A 19,421-nucleotide genomic window follows, 5' to 3' on the forward strand; every position below is an offset into this window, starting at 1 on the left:
TCGGGACCAGGGAGTCCCGCCCCCACCTTCCGTCCCAGCTCGGCTTGGAAGGGCTGATCGATGCACACCACCACTGGCGATGTGCTCTACCGTCACGCCAGCATCGCATTACTGCGCGCCGCAGCGGCGAGCTTGGCCGACGCTCCTGTCACGTGGCCCGATCCCGATGACACAGAGGCCAGTCGAAAGTGGCTCGATCATGTCTGGTCGCGTCTGGAGTTGGCCGACTCGATCGGACAGGCCAGCCCTACCCTGGCCGCTCGCGTCGTTGAGATACGGGCCGGGCGGTCGGTGCGTTCCAAGGACCTTCGCCGTGCGGTACTGGCCACGGCGCGCTACCTCCTTCGCAGTACCGGCCGCCCAACACCGTTCGGCCTTTTTGCAGGCATCGCGCCGACCACGCTGGCGGACGCTTCCAAGGTCCGATGGGGCAGTGGCCACAGCGCGGTCGTCCGGGCTGACACCCACTGGTTATCGGACGTCGTCACTCGGCTGGAAGCGGTACCGAGCCTGCTTGAGCGGCTCGACGTGACCCTGACCAACCTGGCGGTACGGCGCGGGCGGTGGCTGGAGGCCCCGCACGGCCCCAGCCGGATCCGTCTCTCCTATACCGCCGCGCTCGACACGACGTGCCGGACGGCGGCCTCGCCGGTCCGGTTCGGTGTGCTGGCCGACAAGCTGGCGTCCGCGTTCGGTACGGCGCCGGCGGCAGCGGCCGCGATGCTCGGAGAACTGGTACGCGAGGGGGTGCTCATCAGCAACCTGCGCGCGCCGTTCACCGAGCCCGATCCGCTTGGCCATGTGGTCGACCAGCTCCGCAGTATCGGAGCCGCTGGACTACCGGAGGCGGCGTCGCTGCTGGCCGAACTGGAGCGGGTACACGACCAGATCCGCCGGCACAACGTCCTCCCGTCTGATCTCGGCAGGGCCTCGGCTCGGGCCGAGATCACTGACACGATGCAGCGAATCACCGCCGCCACGCGCAGCCCGCTTGCGGTTGATCTGCATCTCGACGCCGACGTGCAGGTGCCGACGCACGTCGCCACCGAGGCCGCACGAGCAGCCACCACGCTGCTCCGGCTGGCCCGCGAACCTGAGGGCTCGGCGGGATGGCACTCCTACCACCGGGCGTTCGTGGACCGATACGGCACCGGCACGCTGGTGCCGGTCACGGAGGCCGTCAGCGATGCCGGCATCGGCTACCCGCCCGGTTACCCGGACACGCTCCTGCCCGATCCGGTCGAGCCGCCGAGCAACCGAGACCAACGCCTGTTCGCTCTGGCCTGGCAGGCGGTGGTCGACGGCAGCCGCGAACTCGTAATCACCGACGACATGGTCGATGGCATTGCCGGGCCACTGTCCACTAACGCGCTCATTCCTCCCCATGTCGAGGTGGCAGCGCGCATTCACGCGGCCAGCCGGCAGGCCCTGACCGATGGTGACTACGAACTGGTCATCAGCCCGGCACGTGCCGCGGGGGTGATGACGTCCCGCTTTACCGCCACCGCGACCGGCGCCGGGCTGACCGACGTGTACCGAACGCTGCCGACGACCACGGCTGGCGCTTTGCCGGTGCAGATGTCCTTCGGCGCGGCGTATCCGTACGCGGAGAACATCATCCGTGTCCCGACGTACCTGCCCACCGTTCTTCCCCTCGGGGAACACCGCGTCGTCAGTGGCGACGAAGGCCCGGAGGTCATCAAGCTTGACGATGTGGCGATCACCGCGACCGCCGGTCGGCTGCACCTGGTCAGTCTGTCCCGCCGCCGGGTCATCGAGCCGCTCGTGTTCCACGCCCTGGACCTGACCAAGCAACCACCACCGCTCGCCCGATTCCTGGCGCGCCTGTCCCGCGGCTTCGGTCACGGATGGACGTCGTTCGATTGGGGTCCGCAGGCCGAAGAACTGCCCTACCTGCCGCGCGTACGGTACGGACGAGCCGTCCTCGCCCCGGCCCGGTGGCGACTCGCCGCCAAGGATCTTCCTGGTCGCACCCCTGACACTGAATGGCGCAAGCTGCTTACGACGTGGCGGAAACGCTGGCGCTGCCCGGCGGTAGTGGAGCTGCGCGAGGAGGATCGGACGCTACGCCTCGACCTCGACCAGCCGCTGCACGCCGCCCTCCTGCACGCCCAGCTCGCCCGTTTCGGCGACGCCCTGCTGACTGAGGCGCCCGATCGGGCCGCGTTCGACTGGATCGAGGGGCACGCCCACGAGGTAGCGATCCCTCTCATCAGCAACCGTCCACCCGTTCCTGGTCCGCCGACCGGAAGCCTGCCGGTCGTCACCAACGCCGACGCCGGTCATTCGCCCGCCGCCCCAGGCGCGCGGTGGTTGTACGCGCGGCTGCACGCCCACCCGGACCGACACGACGAGATCATCGCCTTCCAACTCCCGGAACTGACGGCCGGCATTGACGGTGCCGACCTCTGGTTCATCCGCTACCACAACCCCGAACAGACCGACCACCTCCGTCTCCGCATTCGCCTTGCGAACCCCGAGCAGTACGGCACTTACGCGGCCGTGGTCAGCGGCTGGGCGCACCGGCTGCGCGAACAGGGACTCGTCGGACATCTGCTCTTCGACACCTACACGCCTGAGGTAGGCCGATACGGTGCAGGCGGCGCACTCGCGGCGGCCGAAGCCGTCTTCGTCGCCGATTCCCGGCTCGTGATCGCTGAACTGCGGCACCTGGCGGGACAGGTTGATCCGCTCGCGCTCACCGTCGCGAACATGGTCGGTATCCTGGTCGGCTTCTTCGACGTCGACACCGCCATGAGGTGGTTGAGAGCGCACTCGGCAGCCGGCCCGGCGACCGATCGGGGTGTCGCCGATGCCGCGGTCGAGTTGGCGCTGAAGACCGCTGGTTCCGCCTTGCCCGAGTGGCCGACCGAGGTCGATCAGGCATGGCAGGAGCGGACAGCCGCCCTCCATGCCTACCGGGCGACCCTGCCGACCGATGCCAACATGGACATGGTGGCGGAGTCGTTGCTGCACATGCACCACAACCGGGCACGCGGCATCGACCGGGACGGTGAGGCCACCTGCCGACGGCTCGCGCGACAAGCGGCCTTGGCCTGGTACGCCCGCTGCTCAGGGCCGGCATGATGACCGGTCGAGCGTTCACACCCTCGCCACCGGACCAATCAGCCTCCGGCTGGGGCCAGTCGCTGTATACCGGCGCGGCGGGCATCGCCTTGGCGCATATCGAGGCGGCACGTGCAGGCACCGGAAACTGGGCCACGGCGCACCAGTGGGTAACCACCATGGTCCGCGAACCGATCAGCGCCGACCCGGACACGTGCGGGCTGCACCATGGCGCGCCAGCCGTGGCATTCGTCCTGCACACCGCCAACCAGCCCGCGTATGCCGCTGTCCTCGATCAGCTCGACGCCCATGTAGCCGCGATCGTCCTGCACCGGCTGGACCGTGCGCACGATCGCCTCGAGGCCGGGCAGCCGCCGGCCCTGGCGGAGTACGACCTCATCCGTGGTCTGACCGGGCTCGGCGTGTATCTGCTGCATCGACGTGCCGACGACGAGCTGCTTCGCCACATCCTCCGCTACCTGGTTCGACTTACCCGTCCGGTCACCGTTGACGGGGTCAGCCTGCCGGGCTGGTGGTCAGCTCACGGACCCGAGGACCGGCCATCCCCGCACTGGCCAGGCGGACATACCAACCTCGGCCTCGCGCACGGGATCGCCGGACCCCTGGCCCTCCTGTCGAGCACCTTCCGTCGGAATATCGCCGTCGACGGGCAGGCCGATGCGATAGCAAGGGTCTGTGCCTGGTTGGACGACTGGAGGATCGGGTCGGGGGCAGCGGCGTGGTGGCCCGGATTGATCTCGGCCGGCGAGTACCGTACCGGGACGGCCACTCGTTCTGAGCCGCAACGTCCGTCCTGGTGCTACGGCACGCCCGGCCTCGCACGAGCCCAACAACTCGCCGGACTGGCCTTGGACGACCCCGCACGGCAGCGGATCGCCGAACGTGCCATGGCAGGGTGCGTGGCCGATCAGCGGCAACTCGCCCAGTTCGGTGACGCCTCGCTGTGCCACGGTTGGGCCGGTCTTGTCCAGGTCGCCGTTCGCATGGCCGCCGACTCCGTGGACGGGGAGACTTTTGCCGTTTCGACGCTCACGGGCCGATTCACCGCCTACCTGGCGCAGTCAGCACCAGCCACCAGCCCGGCGCTGCTGGACGGCCATGCCGGTATCCAGCTCGCCCAGCTCGCCGCCACGACCGGCAACCCTCCCGATAGCCGCTGGGACGCCAGCTTGTTGCTCGGCTCCTAGCACCGACCCACCGGTATCGACTCCAACCAATGAAGGGACACCATGACCGCCATGACCAGCGACCAGACGCGCTCGCCCGAGGAGCTACGCGCCGAGATGGTCGACCGGATCATCGCCAACCGGCAAGCCATCGCCGGCCTGCATCCGCTGTCTGAGCGGGTGCTGGCGACGATGCGCCGCGTGCCGCGGCACCCGTTCGTCCCCGACGCCGACCTCGTCCAGGCGTACGCCGAGGAAGCCGTAATCACCAAGCGGGCGGCCGATGGCGCAGCTCTGTCCTGCGCGTCGGTGCCGGGGGTCGTGGCGATGATGCTCGACCAGCTCAACGTCCAGCCCGGCGACCACATCCTCGAAATCGGAGCCGGTACCGGCTACAACGCCGCATTGCTGGCGGAGCTGACCGGCCCGACCGGGCAGGTCACGACCGTCGACATCGACCCCGAGGTCACGACCCACGCGCGCCAGGCGCTGGATGCCGCCGGGTACGAGCGGGTGCAGGTGGTCACCGGCGACGGGCGGTTCGGCGCCCCGGAACGCGCCCCGTACCAGCGCCTGATCGTCACGGTCGGCCCGTGGGACCTGCCGCCGGCCTGGTGGCATCAGCTCGCTCAGGACGGCCGGATGGTCGTGCCCCTGCGCTGGCGCGGCCAGGCCCGCGCCGTCGCGTTCGTCCGCCGCGGCGACCGTCTGGAATCCGACGCCGAGGAACTGTGTGGGTTCGTGCCCATGCTCGGGGACGGCCAGGACGGCGAGCGATCCGCCACTCTCGATCCAGGCGGGCTGGTCACCATGACGTGGGACGTCGACCAGGACATCGACCCGAAGGCGCTGGGCGACATCTTCGACCAACCTCGGCAGAACGTGTGGTCTGGCGAGTCGGTCGGGCCAATGGAATCGCTCGACGGCATCTGGCTGCGGTTGACCGCCTCCACACCCGGCACCTGCCGACTCGTCGCCGGCCAAGCCGCGGTCGACGCAGGACTGCGCGACGCGGTAATGCCCGCCCGCTACCCCGCCGTCGTTCAAGGTGAGTCGCTCGCATATCTAACTCTCCGGTCCGTCAGCGAAGGAGAGCGCCGCTGGGAACTCGGCGCCTCCGGCCACGGTCCACGCGGTGCCGACCTGGCCGAGCAGATCTGCGACCAGATTCGCGCCTGGAGCCCCGATCGCACCATCCATCCGACAATCGTCGCTTATCCGGCCGGAACACCGACCGCGGAGATCGGCAGCAGCCACATCATCGATAAGCCTCACACGCGACTCGTGGTCAGGTTCTAGTACTCCAGTTGTAGAGCCGGTGCCCCCTGACAACGGCCACCGCCATCTGGGAAGTCGATCATCCTCGTCTGCACGCCGCGCACGGCCGGGCTGGAAGGCCACGACCTGAGCGACGAGGAGCGGCACCAGCTCGACGCCGCGCGCGAACGACTCGCCGCCCACGCACGCTACGACGACGACTGACCACGCCGGGAGTCCACCGTGACCGAGCCGCCCTGGACCGACGCCCCGTTGACCGCGCTGGACCTGGAGGGCACGGGAGCCCAGGACCGCGACAACGAGGCCATCCTGGAGATCGCGGTCGTGCCCCTCGCCGGTGGACTCCCGGCTGTCAACGACGCCTACGAAACCCTGGTCAACCCCGGCCGCCCGGTCCCGCGCCGCCCCTGGATCTCGCCGGGGCTCACCGACGCCGTCCTGCGCGAGGCCCCTGAGCCCGAGGCCGTCGCGCCCGAACTGCTCCGCCGTCTCAACGGCCGCTTCATCGTCGGCCACAACGTCGGCGTCGACTGGCGACTTCTCCACCTCCGCTTCCCCGAGGTCCGCCCGGCCGGGATCATCGACACGCTGAAGCTGGCCAAGCTCACCGGCGCCCCGAAGCGATCGTTGACCGCTCTCACCGACGCCTACCGGCTCACCGACCGCGTCAACGAGCTGGTGCCCGGCGGGCGCCCCCACCGGGCGCTGTGGGACGCCGTCGCCGCCGCGCTCCTGTTGGCAGAGCTCGTGGCCGAGCACTGGCTGCGGACACCGTCCCTGAACGAACTCGTTGCCGGAGCCGGAGAAGGCTGGGGAGCCGAAGGCGACGGCGGGTACGAGCAGACCTCGTTGCTGTAGAAGGTGCCCGAGGGCGCGCACCGTGTCAGGGACCGCTGCCTCCCGGCCCGGGTCTCGCGGCGCCCCCGGGTCGGCGGAAGCGCGCGAGCGCGGTCGCGTGGGCGGTGCCGTACGGAGGCGGTCCTGGTCCCGTGTCAGGGGCGGCGGGCTCCCATGAACAGGGGTTCGTAGTAGGCCGATTCCACGGGTTCGACGCGGATGGTCTTGCCGCTGGAGGGGGCGTTGACCATCTGGCCGTCGCCGACGTACATCGTGACGTGGGCGGGGGCGCCGCCGGGTCCGCCGGTGTCGTAGAAGAGCAAGTCGCCGGGGCGCAGCCGGTCCAGCGGCACCGGGGTGCCGATGCGGTACTGGTCGGTGGTCACGCGGGGGATGTCGGTGCCGGCGTGCTGCCAGGCGCGCATGACCAGTCCCGAGCAGTCGAACCCGTGCGGCCCGGTGCCGCCCCACACATAGGGCTTGCCCACGTGGCGAAGCGCCCATTGGGCGGCGTCTGCTCCGTGGCCGCCGCCGTGGTGGGCGCCGGCGCCGATGCGGACCTCGGCGTGGTCTGTCGGCTCGTGTCCGGCGAGGGAGGCGGTGATGGCGGCGGCCAGGATCACCGGCAGCGTCAGTGCCCCGGCGACGGCGGCGATGATGGCTTTGATCAGCGTGTTCTCCCTCCTCAGTGGTCGTGTGTGCCGATGGCGCTCAGCCGCAGGTGCTCATGCGGGGTTGGGGCTGGAGTCCAGATGGGGTGTGCGGGACCGTGCTGGTGCAGGAGGGTCTCGGTGGTGAGGTGGATATCGACGCGGTCGCCGGTATGGGGGGCGAGTACTTGGGCGAGGTTGGCCAGCCGCACTCGGGTCGCCACCACGAACAGGACGTGGGTGGTGCGCTGGTAGGCGGCGGCGTGGTCGGTGTAGCCGCGGATCTTGCGCAGGAGTTGGGCGTGGCGTTCGGTGCCGGTGTCGTATTCCAGGAAGGCCCCCAGCTCGCGGCCGTCTTGTGCCCAGAGGAGGTAGGCGTCGGGGCGGATGTGGCGGCCCCATCGGCGGGCGCAGTCGGCTTCGGTGCGCCAGCGCAGCAGCGCGGCTCCGGGGGCGGCGCGTTCGGCGGTGCGGAAGGCGGTGTAGCAGGCCGACAGGCCCAGGGTGTGGGCCAGGCGGGCCGAGTGGGCCAGGCGGATGCGGCTGCCGGGCCGCTGAGCGGGTTCGGGCAGTTCGTGGATGTCGGCGTAGACGTGTTCACCGGCGGCGGCCAGGACCCAGTGCCAGGGGGCCGTGCCCAGTGCCAGACGGGGCCTAAACCGGTCCAAGACGCCGAGGCGATGCAGGAAGGCCAGGCGGCGCCGCGCGCGCGAGGGGTGAGTGCGGGCGAAGTGCAGGGCGGTGAGGTGGTGGGTGGTCATGACGCGGTGGTCGCCCAGGTCGGCGACGATGGCGCGGTCGCGGTTGGTGAGCAGGCGGGCGAGGTCGGCCAGTCGCGCTTCCTCCACCGGCTCAGTCGGTTGAATGCTCATAGGTCGAGGTCCTCCTCGGTGTAGGTGTGGGCGCGGTCGGCGCTGTGGCGGCGGGCCGCGCGGCGCACGTGTGCGGCGCGTCCGGGCACGAGCGGAGGCAGGGGGCGGGTGCGCATGGTGGCGGCGGGCTGCTCGCGGGCGCCGACCAGCGGGCGCACGGCGGTCTGGTAGGCGCCCAGGTGGGCGAGGTCGTGGGCGAGGAGTTCGGGCCGGGTGTGGGCTTCCAGCCGGGCGGCGTCGTCGGGGGAGCTGGTGAAGTAGACCTTGGTGCGGGCGTTGGCTGAAAGCCCCTGGCGCAGCGTGTCGGGGAGCTGGTCGAGGGCCTGGTGGGCCAGGGTCAGGCCCAGGCGGTAGCCCCGCGCCTCGGCGAGCATGTCGGCCAGCGAGCCGGGCAGGTTGAGGAAGTTGTGGCACTCGTCGATGTAGGCGCCCAAGTCGGGCCGCTCAGCCTCGGGCCGGGTGACGCGGGCGGTGACGGCCTGCCAGGTCGCGGCCAGGGCCATGGACCCGATCAGGCTGGCGGTGTCCTCGCCGAGCACGCCTTTGGGCAGGCGCATCAGCACCAGCCCGCCGGAGTCGAAGACCCCGCCCAGGTCCACGGTGGAGGGGCCTGAGGCGATGACCTGGGAAACCCACGGGCGCAGCAGGGCGGTCCGCAGTTTGTTGAGGACGGGGGCGGTGACCGTGGCCTGGGCGCTGGGCAGCAGGGTGTCGTACCACCGCCAGAACCCGGCCAGCGCCGGCTGGCGGGGGCCGATGCGCGCCAGGACATCGCGGCGGAAGCCGTCATCGGCCAGCAGTACGGGCACCTCGCCCAGCGTGAGGTAGGGGTCGCCGGCGCGGGTCAGTGTGAGTACGGCGGCGCGCAGGATGTCGTCGGTGCGCGGCCCCCAGTTCTGCTGGTAGATGCGGCGGAAGATGCCCACGACCGAGTCGGCGGTGAAGTCGGGGTCGTCGCCCTGGAGCAGGTTGAGCCGGGGCGGTGCGGCCCGGTCGTCGGGGTCGAACAGCACGACACGGTCCGCCGCTTCCTCGGGGAGCCGGGTCAGGATGTCGTTGACGAGGTCGCCGCGCGGGTCGATCACCAGGGCCGCCCGGCCGGCGTCGGCGTCCTGGAGCACGAGGTTGGCCAGCAAGGTGCTCTTGCCCGAGCCGGTCTTGCCGAGGATGTGGGTGTGCTGGCGGGCCTCGGCCACACCCACGGCGATGGGGCGAGGCGTGCCGGCATCAGCGTCGCCCAGGACACGGGTGTTCTCCCCGCCGACGGGAACGGCGGGTGCGGGTGCGATGCGGCGTGCCCCCGCGCGGCGCAGCCCCGGCACGGCGGTGTCGGTGGGCAGGTGGGCCACCGCGCCCAGTTCCTCCACCGAGAGCAGGTAGCCGCGGGCGAGGTAGCGGTGCCGGACCCACAGTGCGGGGGCGGCCATGGGGCGGCGGTGGAGGTGGTTGGTGCCGGAGGTGAAGGCGGCGAAGGCGGCGGCGACGCCGTGGGCGCGCCCGCGCAGTTCCTCGGCCGCCTGCGGGGTGGGCCGGTCGGTGGTCAACAGGTAGCTGATCTGGCAGGCCAGGCGCGGCGACTGCGTCTTGGTGAGGATGGCGCGGACGTCGTCGCCGGTGTCGGGCCAGGCCCGGCCGCCGGTGCGGCCCTTGGTGGAGACGACGTCGGCCAGCAGGGTGGTGGCCGCGCCGCGGAGGCGGGCGGCGGTGAGGCGGGCGCGGCGAACGCGCCATCCGGTGGCCGGGCGGGCGCAGACCCGTACGCACACCCGCTGGCCAGCCCCGAGGTCGGTGAGGGCGCCCAGCAGGCCGCGCAGCGGGTCCTCGCCGAACCGGGTGCGCAGGGGGTAGGCGTCGTTGCGGGCCAGGTGCAGCCATCCTCCGGTGGCGTGTGCGCCGGGTGAGATGGCCGGGGCGGGGTGGCGGGTGCGGGTGGTGGCGCCCGGCCAGGCCGCCGCCACCGCCCGCTCGACCACGCCGGGCGGGACGGTGCCCGGCACCCAGATCTGGATGCGGACGCCTGCGGCCGATGCGGTGTACTCCCAGGCCAGGTGCGGTTGGAGAAGCAGGCGCTGCCAGCGGGGTTTGAGCAGGCCCAGGCAGTGAGCCCAGAAGGCGTGGGCGCCCTCCAGCGCGGCCTCGGGGGGCGGCAGCACGTCGATGAGGCGGGCGTTGGGCTGCTGGATGCGGTAGCGCAGCCACCGGGCGGCAAAGACTGCGGCGGTATAGGCACTGGCGCAGGCCAGAGCGCCCGCCCCGGCCAGTGGCGCGGCGGCGACCAGCGCCTCGACGTCGGGTGGCACGGCGATCACCATCAGCGCGCCTTCGCCGGGTCGTCGTCTTCGTTGTCCCAGGCGTCGCTGCCCGCAGCGTCCTCGTGGTCCTCGGTGAAGTGCTCCTTATCGGGGCCTTCCCCATACGGTGCCTCTTCGGCTGCTTCGGCGGGGTCGGTGGTGATGAGGCGGTGCTCCCAGGGCGAAGCCAGGGCGCGCACCGCTGCGCGGCGCTGGCCGGACACCAGCAGTGCCTGACCGCGTGCGGCCGTGACTACGACCTGTTGTTCTCCCTCGGAGAGGCCGAACGCCTCGACCACCATGTCGAGGTTCTGCGGGGCCTGGCGGAGCAGCAGGCAGGTGGCGGCGTTGGCGGCGACGGTCCGGCCCAGGTCGCTGCCGAGCAGGTCGCCGACGTCCTGAGTGATCAGTGTCAGCCCGCACCAGCGTTTGCGGCCCGCTTTGGCGAGCTTGTAGAGGTAGCGGGCCGCGACCGGGTTGTGCAGCAGGACCCACGCCTCGTCAACGGTGATCGTGCGCGGGCGCGGCGGCGCGGTCTCCAGGTGGCGCCAGATGCGGTCCAGGGCCAGCAGCACGCCCACGGTGCGCACTTCCTCGGGCAGGTGCCGCAGCGCGAACACCGTCAGATGCGTCGTGGTGGGGGCGGTGGTGGGGCCGTTGAACAAGGCAGCGGCCGATCCTGCCGTGAAGCGCCGCAGACGGGCGGCCAGAACAGGCCCGGCCGGCTCCTCGTCGTCGTCCAGGGCCGCGACCACGTCTTCCATGAGCGGCGGCTCCCGGTCCCACGTGGCCGGGTCGCGGGTGATGCCGTGCTCGGCGTAGGCGCTGATCACGGCGCGGTCCAGGGCGGCGGCGTGGTCGGCGTCGAGGTCGCCCACCATGGCGGCGGCAAGGGTGTGGGCGAACAGGACCCGCTGGGCCAGCGCATTCAGCCCGCTGCCGCCCTCTGGCGCCCGGCACAGGTCGAAGGGGTTGATGCGGCCCGCCTCGGTGCCTAGCGGGATACGGGAGCCGCCCAGGGCCGTGCACAACGCCGCGTACTCGTCCTCGGGATCGATGACCGCGGCCCCGACGCCGACCATGAGGCAACGCAGCACTTCGAGTTTGGCGAGGTAGGACTTGCCGGCACCGGAGCGGGCCAGCACGACCATGTTGTAGTTGTCCTGGCCGCGGGCGAACCGGTCCAAGTGCACCAGGCCGCCGCTGTGGACGTTTTCGCCGTAGACCACCGAGGTGGCGCCCAGGTCTTCCTCGATGTCGGGGGAGGCGAACGGCATAACGGCGGCGAGGGCGTCGGTGTCCATGGTCCGCGCCTGGCCCAGCGCATCGGTGGCCAGCGCCAGTGTTGACAGCCAGCCGTGCAGGGCGCGGAAGGTGGCCGGGTGGGTGTTGACCAGCAGCCCGGCGGCCAGAGCGCGCAGGTTGGCGACCTCGGCCTCCAGTTCATCGGGGGTGCGGGCGTGCACGGTCAGATAGAAGGACACCCGGAACAGGCGGGCCTGGCCGATTGCCACCCGGGCGGCGAGTTCGGCGGCATCACCGGCGGCCGCGGCCTGGTGCGGATCCTCGGTGCGGCCGCGCTCGGCGTCCAGCCGCCAAGCCGACTCCAGGCGCGCCCGGCGCCGCCGCAGCCGGGTGGCGGCCACCGGCGCGGGCACCGGGTCGACGTGCAGAGCGGCATCTATGCGAGCGGGGTAGGTCAGCAGCGGCTGCGCCCACCCGGGGCCGACCTCGCGGGGGTAGCCGGTGATGATCAGGGTCTGGCAGCAGCCGCCCTCCACGTCGAGGCGCCGGGGCAGCACCCGGATCGACGGTCCGCCCAACGGGGCGGCGTTTCGCCTGAGACGGACAGGGCGCATAGGACACCTCCCATGGTCATTGGCCAGCAGGTGACAGGTGGCGGGTCAGTTTTCCGTGCCGGGGTGTGGCGGCGCGTCGCGGTAGGGCTCCATGGCCTCGGCCAGCAGCCAGCGCACTTCCTCGCCGGTGCAGCGGCGCGCCGCGATGCCGATGCCCTCCAGTTGGGTGACGACCTGCTCGGCGATGTGCAGGACCGGCGCCCTCTGCTCGCCGCCGGGGCGAGCCGTGACCACCACCAGCACCCGGCGCTGGGTGAGATCGCAGTGCCGCCCGAGGCCGTCGAGGAAGTCGGCGTGGGCGCGAGCGGCCTCACCCAGGCCCGGATCGGGCAGGTGGGCGGCGTTGCCGCGCAGCATCGCGGTGTAGGGAGCCACATCGAGTCGGCGGCCCTGCACCACGATCTGCGCCGGGTGAGTCAGCGAGTCCAGCACGGCGGCGAACGCGCCGATCGCCGCCTCCTGCTCGCTGGGGGAGGACAGGTGGAAGTTCAGACTCGTGCAGGCGATCACCGCGGCCTGGCGGCCTTCCAAACGCAGGAGGCCGGTGTCCTCCACGGCCGAGGCGGGAAGCCGCAGCGGCGCCAGGCTCGGCTCTTTGCGCGCACGGGGTGCCCATCGCGGCAACGCCATCCGGCCAGGTGTGAGGGCGCCGGAGCGGTGCTTGGGCGCCGCCGCCCACGACGCGGCGGCCAGCGCGAAGGCGTCCAAGCCGAGGCCGTCGCGCTGCCCCAGCGCGAGCACCAGCGCAACAGCCGCGAGGGGAACTCCTGCGGCCACCAGGACACCGGGCGGCACGGTGCCACCCATGGCCAGGAACCCCGCCCACAGCCCCAGAGCGGTCGGGGCGGTGATCAGCAGTTGTCGCCCGGTCAGCCCGAAGGCCACCGGCTCGGGGCGGTCGATGTCGGCGGGGATGCACACGCGCCACCGTCGTGGGTCGTCAGTCGTCACGGTCGGCCTTTCCGATGGTGGTGTGAACGGTGGTCACGGGCAGGCGGCGCTGCACCCAGCGCCGGCGCGGGGTGGGAAACAGCCCGAGTTGACCGCGCACCCGCCCCGGCCGCTGCGGGGCCGGGGCGTCCAGCACCTCGCCCAGGCGCTGGACGGTCCGCCGACCGGTCACCCGTACCGGGGGCGGGGTCGGCAGCACACCCTGGCGCCAGCGGCGCCGTGGCGGGGTTTTCGGCGCGGGCGGCGGGCGGAACAGGACTTCCTGCTCGGTGCGCGGGCGGCGCGGGAACCGGCCGTCTCCCACCGCAGCGCGCGGCGGCGGGCTCCAGCCGGGCCGCGGCGGCGGAGTCGGGCCGAGTGCGCGCGGGCCGCCGACCGGCCGCGGCCCGGTGGCCCCCCACGGCCTTCCCAGAGCGGGGAATCCCCCGAGTTCTCCGGCGGTATGGCCGTAGCTGCGGCGCACCCACCACGCGTTGGGGCGCAGCGGCTCCAGCCCGCCCGGCCCCGGCGGGGTGGAACCGGCGTCTCCAGCGGTGAGCATGGCGGGCCGCCGGCCCGTGAGCATCCGCAGCGGCGCCGGTCCGGGACGGAAGCGGTGGTAGGTGAACGGCTCGCCCTTGGCCAAACGCAGATGGCGCAGCCCCCGGTAGAGCAGCATCATCGCCGCGACCTTGGCCAAGGCCACGATGGGAGATTGGCCCGGGTGCGGCGACCACACCAGCTTCATCACCCAGAACGGGATGCGGATCTGGACGTAGACCAGCACCAGGAACAGGACCAGGTCGTAGAGGATGCCGGCGCCGCCCTGCCCGCCGGTGGGCTCATCGGCCGGAACGGCCGTGGCGACCACCAGGGGGCGCGGTCCCGTCCCGCCGCCCAGGATGGGGCCGGCGGCGGTGTCGAGGTGGCCGAAGTAGGCGAACTGGCCTTCGAAGAACAGCCGCATCATCGCGATGAACGCCAGCGATTGCAGCACCGGCATCGCGCACAGCCCGGCCATGGTCCGCCACCACAGCGCCGCCACGTAGTTGGTCTGGGGCAGCGCGTGGAAGGCCAGCAGCAGCGGGGCGGCGATCACCAGCACGATGGACATCACCACCCGCACCACATCGGTGACGACCCACACCACCAGCATCACCACCAGCGCCACCAGCAGCAGCACGGTGAACACCACGGCCTCGGTGAGGATCTCCTCCATGCGACCGCGCAGGTTGAGCGCGGCCTCCTCGGCGTCGATCCCCAGCGCCCCGATGCTCTCGGCCAGGGCGTCAGCGGCATGGAACAGCTCACGGGCCACCCACAGACTGGAGTTGGCCGCCACGAACGCGAACACCACCCGGCCGGCGACCTCGCCCGCGCTGTAACGGGTCTGGAAGGTCTCCCGGCCCATGACCACCACGCCCCCGGCCACGACGAACAGCACGAAGCAGGTGTTGGTCACGGCCAGCACACCTTCCCAGAGCCCTTCCACGCCCTGGCTGGGCTGGGGGACGCGAAAGGCCATGCCCGCGATCCAGCCGAAGAGGGGGTTCAGCGCGTCGGCCACGAAGTCGGCGAACCATCCGGTGACGTGGCAGGAGACTTCTGCGAACCCGCACTCGGGCGCCTGCGGGTCCACCGGGTCGGGACCGGCCTCCGGTTCGGACTCGGGACCGCTGTGGTCGGGCTGCATGCCGGGATCGGGCGGCGGCGGGGGCGGACCGGGAGAAGGCTCGGGCTCGGGGTGCTCCTCGGCCTCGGGCGCCGCCGGAGCCTCCGGCGGGTTGGGGGGCGGCCCCGGCGAAGGCTCGGGCGGTCGCGGGTGAGCGGGGGCGGCCACCGCCTCACCCGCCCTGGACGATGTAGTCCAGCACCGCCATCAGCACGGTGGCCAGAATCGCGATGCCGTACCCGATCCCGGCCCCGCTCATCGCCTTCTTGGCCGCCTCCACCTGGGAGGGGTCGCCACCGGCCAGCATCCACCGCAGCCCGGCGATGGTAAGGAACAGCGTGCCCACCGCCGAGGCCAGCGCGACGATGACGTTGCGCAGACGGGTGATGACCTCGCGCAGGTCAGCGGTGGACGCCTCAGCCGAACCCTCGGCCCACGCCAACTCCGCACCGGCCGCCGCCCAGACCACGGCGCCTGCGGTAGCCGCCACCCCCACTGTGAGGGCTCGCCTCAGGGATATGGAGGGCCGTGGGGCGTGGTGTTCCTCGTGGGCCATGACGCTGCCTCCCGGGACCGGCGCTGCTGGACAGGGAGCCGGGGCGCACCGGCGGCGGGCGGAGCGAACGGACTGCCCCCTCTCCGTTCTTCAACCCGCTACCGATCTCTGCGACGTCAGGGCGAGTGACGAGAGAAACCCACCCGCCTCGGTGCCGGTGCGCCCGGACTCACCTCCTAAAGAGCCAGCGCCCACCCCGGTTTGGACACCGAAGACACCCGCAGAGCAGACGAAGCGCGCGGCGCCCGGCCGAGGTCAGGCTCGGCGTATGCTGCGGGTCCCGCCATCGGATCGAGGTCGCCACTTTCCAGCGCCGCCAGCAGCCGCTGCTCGGCGCGGGAACGCCGCTTGGCCAACGCCCAGTAGCCCTCACCTGATGCGGCGGCCACCTCTCGAAGCGACATCTGCTCCAGACGCGTGGCCCCGATCAGATCGGCCTCAGCCAGACTGAGCACGCCGCGTGAGACAGCACGCTCCAGCAGGAGATCAGGGTGCCCGCCAGTGGAGGCGACGCTGTTGGCAGCGGGGGCGTCATGGTCTCCCACCTCGGCGCCCGCCTGCTCCAGGAGCCGTCTGCGCGAACGAAGACCGGCGCGCTGGGCACGGCAGCGCAGGTACCAGGCCAGGTTGGCGTAGTCGGTGCGGATCTCCCGCACCGCCGCGATGAACCCGGCCAGGATCTCGGCGTCGACCTCCTCCGCCCCGGCAGGCGTTAGGCCGCGCGTGCAGCGCCGAGCACACCCCTTCAGCGCGGGCATGGCCAGGCCGATCGCCCCGCACATCCAGTCCTGCGACATCCGCGCGCGGGCGATGACCACCCGCCACACCGCATCCTTCACCGCCCGGTCGGTGCCCGGCGCCAGCAGCAGCGTCCGGGCCGCCAGCAGATCCAGCGGCCAAACGACGCCAGGAAGCGCGGCTCGGGAAAAGGCCGGGGCGGCGTCGCCGCGCTCAAGGCGCAGCGGGTCGGGGACCAGGCGCAGGAACTCGCGCTCGGCCACATCCAGCGCGGTATCGGAATACATCAGCGGTCTCCTCGGGTGAGGCGTCATGGACGCCGCCCACCCAAAAGAGCGCTGTCATCAGCGGGTGCTCGCCGCGCCTTCCACCCGCCCTCAGCCCGTGATCATTCCGTACTCAGCACGAAAAATCTTGCCCCCAACGAAGAGGTGTGCGGGCGCGACCCCGCCCAGCCGCACCCGCACACCATCACCACCCGTGAACACGCCCCGACTAGGGAAAACGCGCCGTGTTCAGTCCGTGTCCGCCTCAGCACACCACCACGCCCGCCGCACTCACCGCTGCGCGAAGCCGCCGACCACCCAAAATTCTTCACGCCGCCGGTACCCATGCCCGGCTCAGGCCGCTGCCGCTCCCAACGGCCTGCGGCCTGCGCAGTTCGGCCAGCAGTCGGTACGCCGCCCCCCGCGCGTCGTTCCCCGACCACCGGACCAGGCGGCCTTCGGAGTCGCGCCAGAAGAACACTCCGTCACGGACCCATACGGTGATGCCGCGCGGCAAGGAAACGACCGCCACCTTGGTGTGGACGGCCCCATAGACCCGACTCAAGCCCAGATGTCGCAGATGCCTGAAAAGCGCCTGCGCCGCCGTGGCCGCGTCCCACCGCACCGCTGTCCCGCCCCAGCCGCCCCGGGGAGGCAGCCATGGACCGGCAGCGGCCCGCTGACCACCAAACTGCCGCCCCGGCGCCGTCGAACCCCGTGGAACAGGCCGCACCAGCCCCAACGGCCCCGCCCCCGCCCGGCCCCGCGCCACCGTGGTTGCCCGCATAACCCCACCTCCCTGACCAGCGCCGCCGTACGCGGCGCGACCAGGAACCATGGACGCTCACCTTGAGGCCGACCTTCAATCGAATCAGCAGAAGAATTTCGAAGCTAGGCCGCCGTGGTCCAGCATGTGGCGATACACGTACTTCTGATCTAGTGGCACATGAGGATGCATAGCCAGCAAGGTTGCGAAGTAGATGGTGTTTCGGGCGGTTGCTTCTCCACACCCACGCCCAAGGCGTTCAGCAAGGTCTCCATGGCAGGGACACTGACCGATTGAGGCTCCGGAGTGTAGTCGCGCAGGCCTGGTGGACTCCATCGCCAGTGCGATCCTCGGCCACCGCGAACGGCGGCCGCCACATCGGGGCCGGCGGTCAGTAACCGACGGGCAGGGTTTTGCGATTCTCGGCCGTCGTGAACGGCCGCCGCCAACCTTGAGCGGCCAAGCGCGCGATGGCCGGGGCTCTGTTTCGGCTATAACCCCTTCGGGGAAATTCGCGACAGCCTTTCATTTTTCCGTTCGCAAGCCAAATTCCTTATACCCTTGGCAAAGTGGCTGTCCAGACCCTGGGTTTCATTCGAAGGCAGGCCAGATGGACCGCACTGCGGCCGATCAGGAGACCATGACGCAGACCTCCATATGAGGTGAAGACTTCCTGAACTCTTCCCCACTGGGTGTATGGTTCAGTCGTCGCCCATCCACCATCGGAAAACCCAAGTAGCTATCTCCCACAGCGCACGGGCGCCACAGAATATTGCCACCTTCTTTAGTAGGGCCAGCCATTTATTAGCGCGCCCATCATCGTCATAAATTGCCAAGGATATCACCCCCCTCCAGAGGTGGAAGCCCTCGGGGATATCGGGTATGAATATCGATCAGATTCCGCTTCAAATATTACGCCTGCACCTTAGGTGAGGACCTTCACCTGGGCTGCCGAGAAAAAATCTATCAGGCACCTGCGGGTGCGCGCCACTTCCGAGAGTCACCTTAGACCAACAGGGACTGTTACCCGAACTAGCCGTCGCTCGATGCTGAAGCACATGGGATAAGATGAAGTAGAGGGTTCGCGCCCTCTTGGCGGCTTGGAGTGCATTTCCTCCATCCGTGGATCGAAATGGGTAGCAGTCACCTGTAGTTCAATCGATATATCCTATTTTGGCATGAATAAATCTAGTGATACCGGATTGGTATATGTTCCTATTGCGCCCCTTTGGTGGCGCTTTTCGAGTATTCCGAAGTGGTGGTGTGACCCCCACTTCCCTGAACGGAAGTGAATGCGATGCGTTAGACAGCGGTCGGCTGCTGCGCGCAGCGGCCACCACGATCCCGTGGGTAGGAGACTGCCGCGCCTACGCCGGCTTGCGAGCCTCGACCGCCGCGAACGGCAGCCACCACCGGTGGAGAGGTCGGTCGAGCTGGGGGCGGTGCGGGTCTTGCGATTTTCGGTCGCCCTGAGCGACGGCCGCCACGACCCTTCATCGTGCCGAACGCCGCGTGGTCTGCTGACTGCGATTCTCGGCCGCCGGGGACGACGGCCGCCACCCTGGCAGGTGCGGGAGTACTCCTCCACCCGGATGGCGTTGCGATCCTCGGCCGCCGGGGACGGCGGCCGCCACCGCGAAGCGCGGGCGGCCCGGCTTGAGCTTGTAGGGTTGCGATCCTCGGCCACCGCGGACGGCGACCGCCACAGCCACAGGGCGTCAGCACCATCACTGACCTGGGAGTTGCGATCCTCGGCCGCCGCGAACGGCGGCCGCCACCTGTGGGCGGATGGGACGGAGTGGGCGTACAACTGGTTGCGATCCTCGGCCGCCGGGGACGGCGGCCGCCACCCGCGTAGCGGGGGTTGTGGCGGTAGGGCTCGGGGTCGTTGCGATCCTCGGCCGCCGGGGACAGCGGCCGCCACTACGCAGCCGGGCGGCGATCATGCGGGCGCGCGGCGCGTTGCGATCCTCGGCCGCCACAGACGGCGGCCGCCACTCCGGGGTCGGCCGCGCCCGTGCCGGCGGCCAGGTGTTGCGATCCTCGGCCGCCACAGACGGCGGCCGCCACCGAACCGCCGCCGCTGCTCGGCTGGGGACATCTCCTCGTTGCGATCCTCGGCCGCCACAGACGGCGGCCGCCACCCGACGCCGTGGTGGAGCTGCCCGCGCGCGACCTCGTTGCGATCCTCGGCCGCCACAGACGGCGGCCGCCACACCGTGGCCTTCACCGTGCTGGGCACGACGGACGCGGGTTGCGATCCTCGGCCGCCGGGGACGGCGGCCGCCACACTTCGAGGACCAGATGGCGGGCCACAAGCCGCCGAAGTTGCGATTCTCGGCCGCCGGGGAGGGGGCCGCCACCGTCGGCCATGTCGTCGGCGCTGGGCTGGACCATCGCGTTGCGATCCTCGGCCGCCGGGGACGGCGGCC

12 protein-coding genes are annotated in these 19,421 nt (G+C 71.0%); 4 read left to right on the forward strand and 8 right to left on the reverse strand.

The genetic code is table 11. From position 1 onward, the window contains the following. The first annotated feature begins 60 nt into the window (after nt 1-60). From LG943_RS11095 to LG943_RS11110, 4 genes are all read left to right on the forward strand, one after another. Nucleotides 61-3,108, forward strand: coding sequence for a lantibiotic dehydratase (locus LG943_RS11095; RefSeq protein ID WP_270072147.1), 3,048 nt, complete (start codon nt 61-63; stop codon nt 3,106-3,108). After that, nucleotides 3,108-4,295 (forward strand): lanthionine synthetase C family protein, encoded by a 1,188-nt coding sequence (locus tag LG943_RS11100; protein ID WP_270072148.1) that lies wholly within the window; start codon nt 3,108-3,110, stop codon nt 4,293-4,295. Before LG943_RS11095 ends, LG943_RS11100 begins: the two co-directional genes overlap by 1 nt. Nucleotides 4,296-4,346: 51 nt before the next feature. After that, nucleotides 4,347-5,573 (forward strand): methyltransferase, FxLD system, encoded by a 1,227-nt coding sequence (fxlM, locus tag LG943_RS11105; RefSeq protein ID WP_270072149.1) that lies wholly within the window; start codon nt 4,347-4,349, stop codon nt 5,571-5,573. 201 nt (nt 5,574-5,774) lie between these two features. Further along, nucleotides 5,775-6,410 carry a 3'-5' exonuclease gene (locus LG943_RS11110; protein ID WP_270072150.1) on the forward strand — a complete coding sequence of 212 codons (636 nt, stop codon included), beginning with the start codon at nt 5,775-5,777 and terminating at the stop codon, nt 6,408-6,410. A gap of 134 nt (nt 6,411-6,544) precedes the next feature. On the opposite strand, the gene LG943_RS11115 is transcribed toward LG943_RS11110, so the two are convergent. The 8 genes from LG943_RS11115 to LG943_RS11150 all read right to left on the reverse strand — a co-directional run bounded on the left by LG943_RS11115 (nt 6,545) and on the right by LG943_RS11150 (nt 16,244). Beyond that, nucleotides 6,545-7,012 carry a C40 family peptidase gene (locus LG943_RS11115; protein ID WP_270072151.1) on the reverse strand — a complete coding sequence of 156 codons (468 nt, stop codon included), beginning with the start codon at nt 7,010-7,012 and terminating at the stop codon, nt 6,545-6,547. A gap of 62 nt (nt 7,013-7,074) precedes the next feature. Then, nucleotides 7,075-7,911 carry a replication-relaxation family protein gene (locus LG943_RS11120; protein WP_270072152.1) on the reverse strand — a complete coding sequence of 279 codons (837 nt, stop codon included), beginning with the start codon at nt 7,909-7,911 and terminating at the stop codon, nt 7,075-7,077. Further along, nucleotides 7,908-10,223 (reverse strand): type IV secretory system conjugative DNA transfer family protein, encoded by a 2,316-nt coding sequence (locus LG943_RS11125; protein ID WP_270072153.1) that lies wholly within the window; start codon nt 10,221-10,223, stop codon nt 7,908-7,910. Before LG943_RS11125 ends, LG943_RS11120 begins: the two co-directional genes overlap by 4 nt. Continuing rightward, the gene (locus LG943_RS11130) at nt 10,223-12,004 is read right to left on the reverse strand and encodes a VirB4 family type IV secretion system protein (RefSeq protein WP_270072154.1); all 1,782 of its coding nucleotides are present in this window, start codon (nt 12,002-12,004) and stop codon (nt 10,223-10,225) included. Before LG943_RS11130 ends, LG943_RS11125 begins: the two co-directional genes overlap by 1 nt. A gap of 102 nt (nt 12,005-12,106) precedes the next feature. Further along, nucleotides 12,107-13,012: a PrgI family protein gene (locus LG943_RS11135; protein WP_270072155.1), complete on the reverse strand. Its 906-nt coding sequence runs from the start codon at nt 13,010-13,012 to the stop codon at nt 12,107-12,109. Then, complete coding sequence (locus tag LG943_RS11140; protein WP_270072156.1) at nt 13,002-14,831, reverse strand: hypothetical protein; 1,830 nt, start codon at nt 14,829-14,831, stop codon at nt 13,002-13,004. Before LG943_RS11140 ends, LG943_RS11135 begins: the two co-directional genes overlap by 11 nt. A gap of 4 nt (nt 14,832-14,835) precedes the next feature. Beyond that, the gene (locus tag LG943_RS11145; RefSeq protein ID WP_270072157.1) at nt 14,836-15,153 is read right to left on the reverse strand and encodes a pilin; all 318 of its coding nucleotides are present in this window, start codon (nt 15,151-15,153) and stop codon (nt 14,836-14,838) included. Between the two features lie 242 nt (nt 15,154-15,395). Beyond that, a complete protein-coding gene (locus LG943_RS11150; protein WP_270072158.1) occupies nt 15,396-16,244 on the reverse strand; it encodes a sigma-70 family RNA polymerase sigma factor in 849 nt (282 codons plus the stop codon). Nucleotides 16,245-19,421: the final 3,177 nt, after the last annotated feature.

It is taken from the genome of Streptomonospora mangrovi, from assembly GCF_027604915.1.
GTDB lineage: Bacteria > Actinomycetota > Actinomycetes > Streptosporangiales > Streptosporangiaceae > Streptomonospora > Streptomonospora mangrovi.

Excerpts from the sequence above, each read along its gene's own strand:
- fxlM (WP_270072149.1), top strand. The coding sequence starts at position 4,347 with ATGACCAGCGACCAGACGCGCTCGCCCGAGGAGCTACGCGCCGAGATG.
- LG943_RS11120 (WP_270072152.1), bottom strand. The coding sequence starts at position 7,911 with ATGAGCATTCAACCGACTGAGCCGGTGGAGGAAGCGCGACTGGCCGAC.
- LG943_RS11095 (WP_270072147.1), top strand. The coding sequence starts at position 61 with ATGCACACCACCACTGGCGATGTGCTCTACCGTCACGCCAGCATCGCA.
- LG943_RS11125 (WP_270072153.1), bottom strand. The coding sequence starts at position 10,223 with ATGGTGATCGCCGTGCCACCCGACGTCGAGGCGCTGGTCGCCGCCGCG.
- LG943_RS11150 (WP_270072158.1), bottom strand. The coding sequence starts at position 16,244 with ATGTATTCCGATACCGCGCTGGATGTGGCCGAGCGCGAGTTCCTGCGC.
- LG943_RS11100 (WP_270072148.1), top strand. The coding sequence starts at position 3,108 with ATGACCGGTCGAGCGTTCACACCCTCGCCACCGGACCAATCAGCCTCC.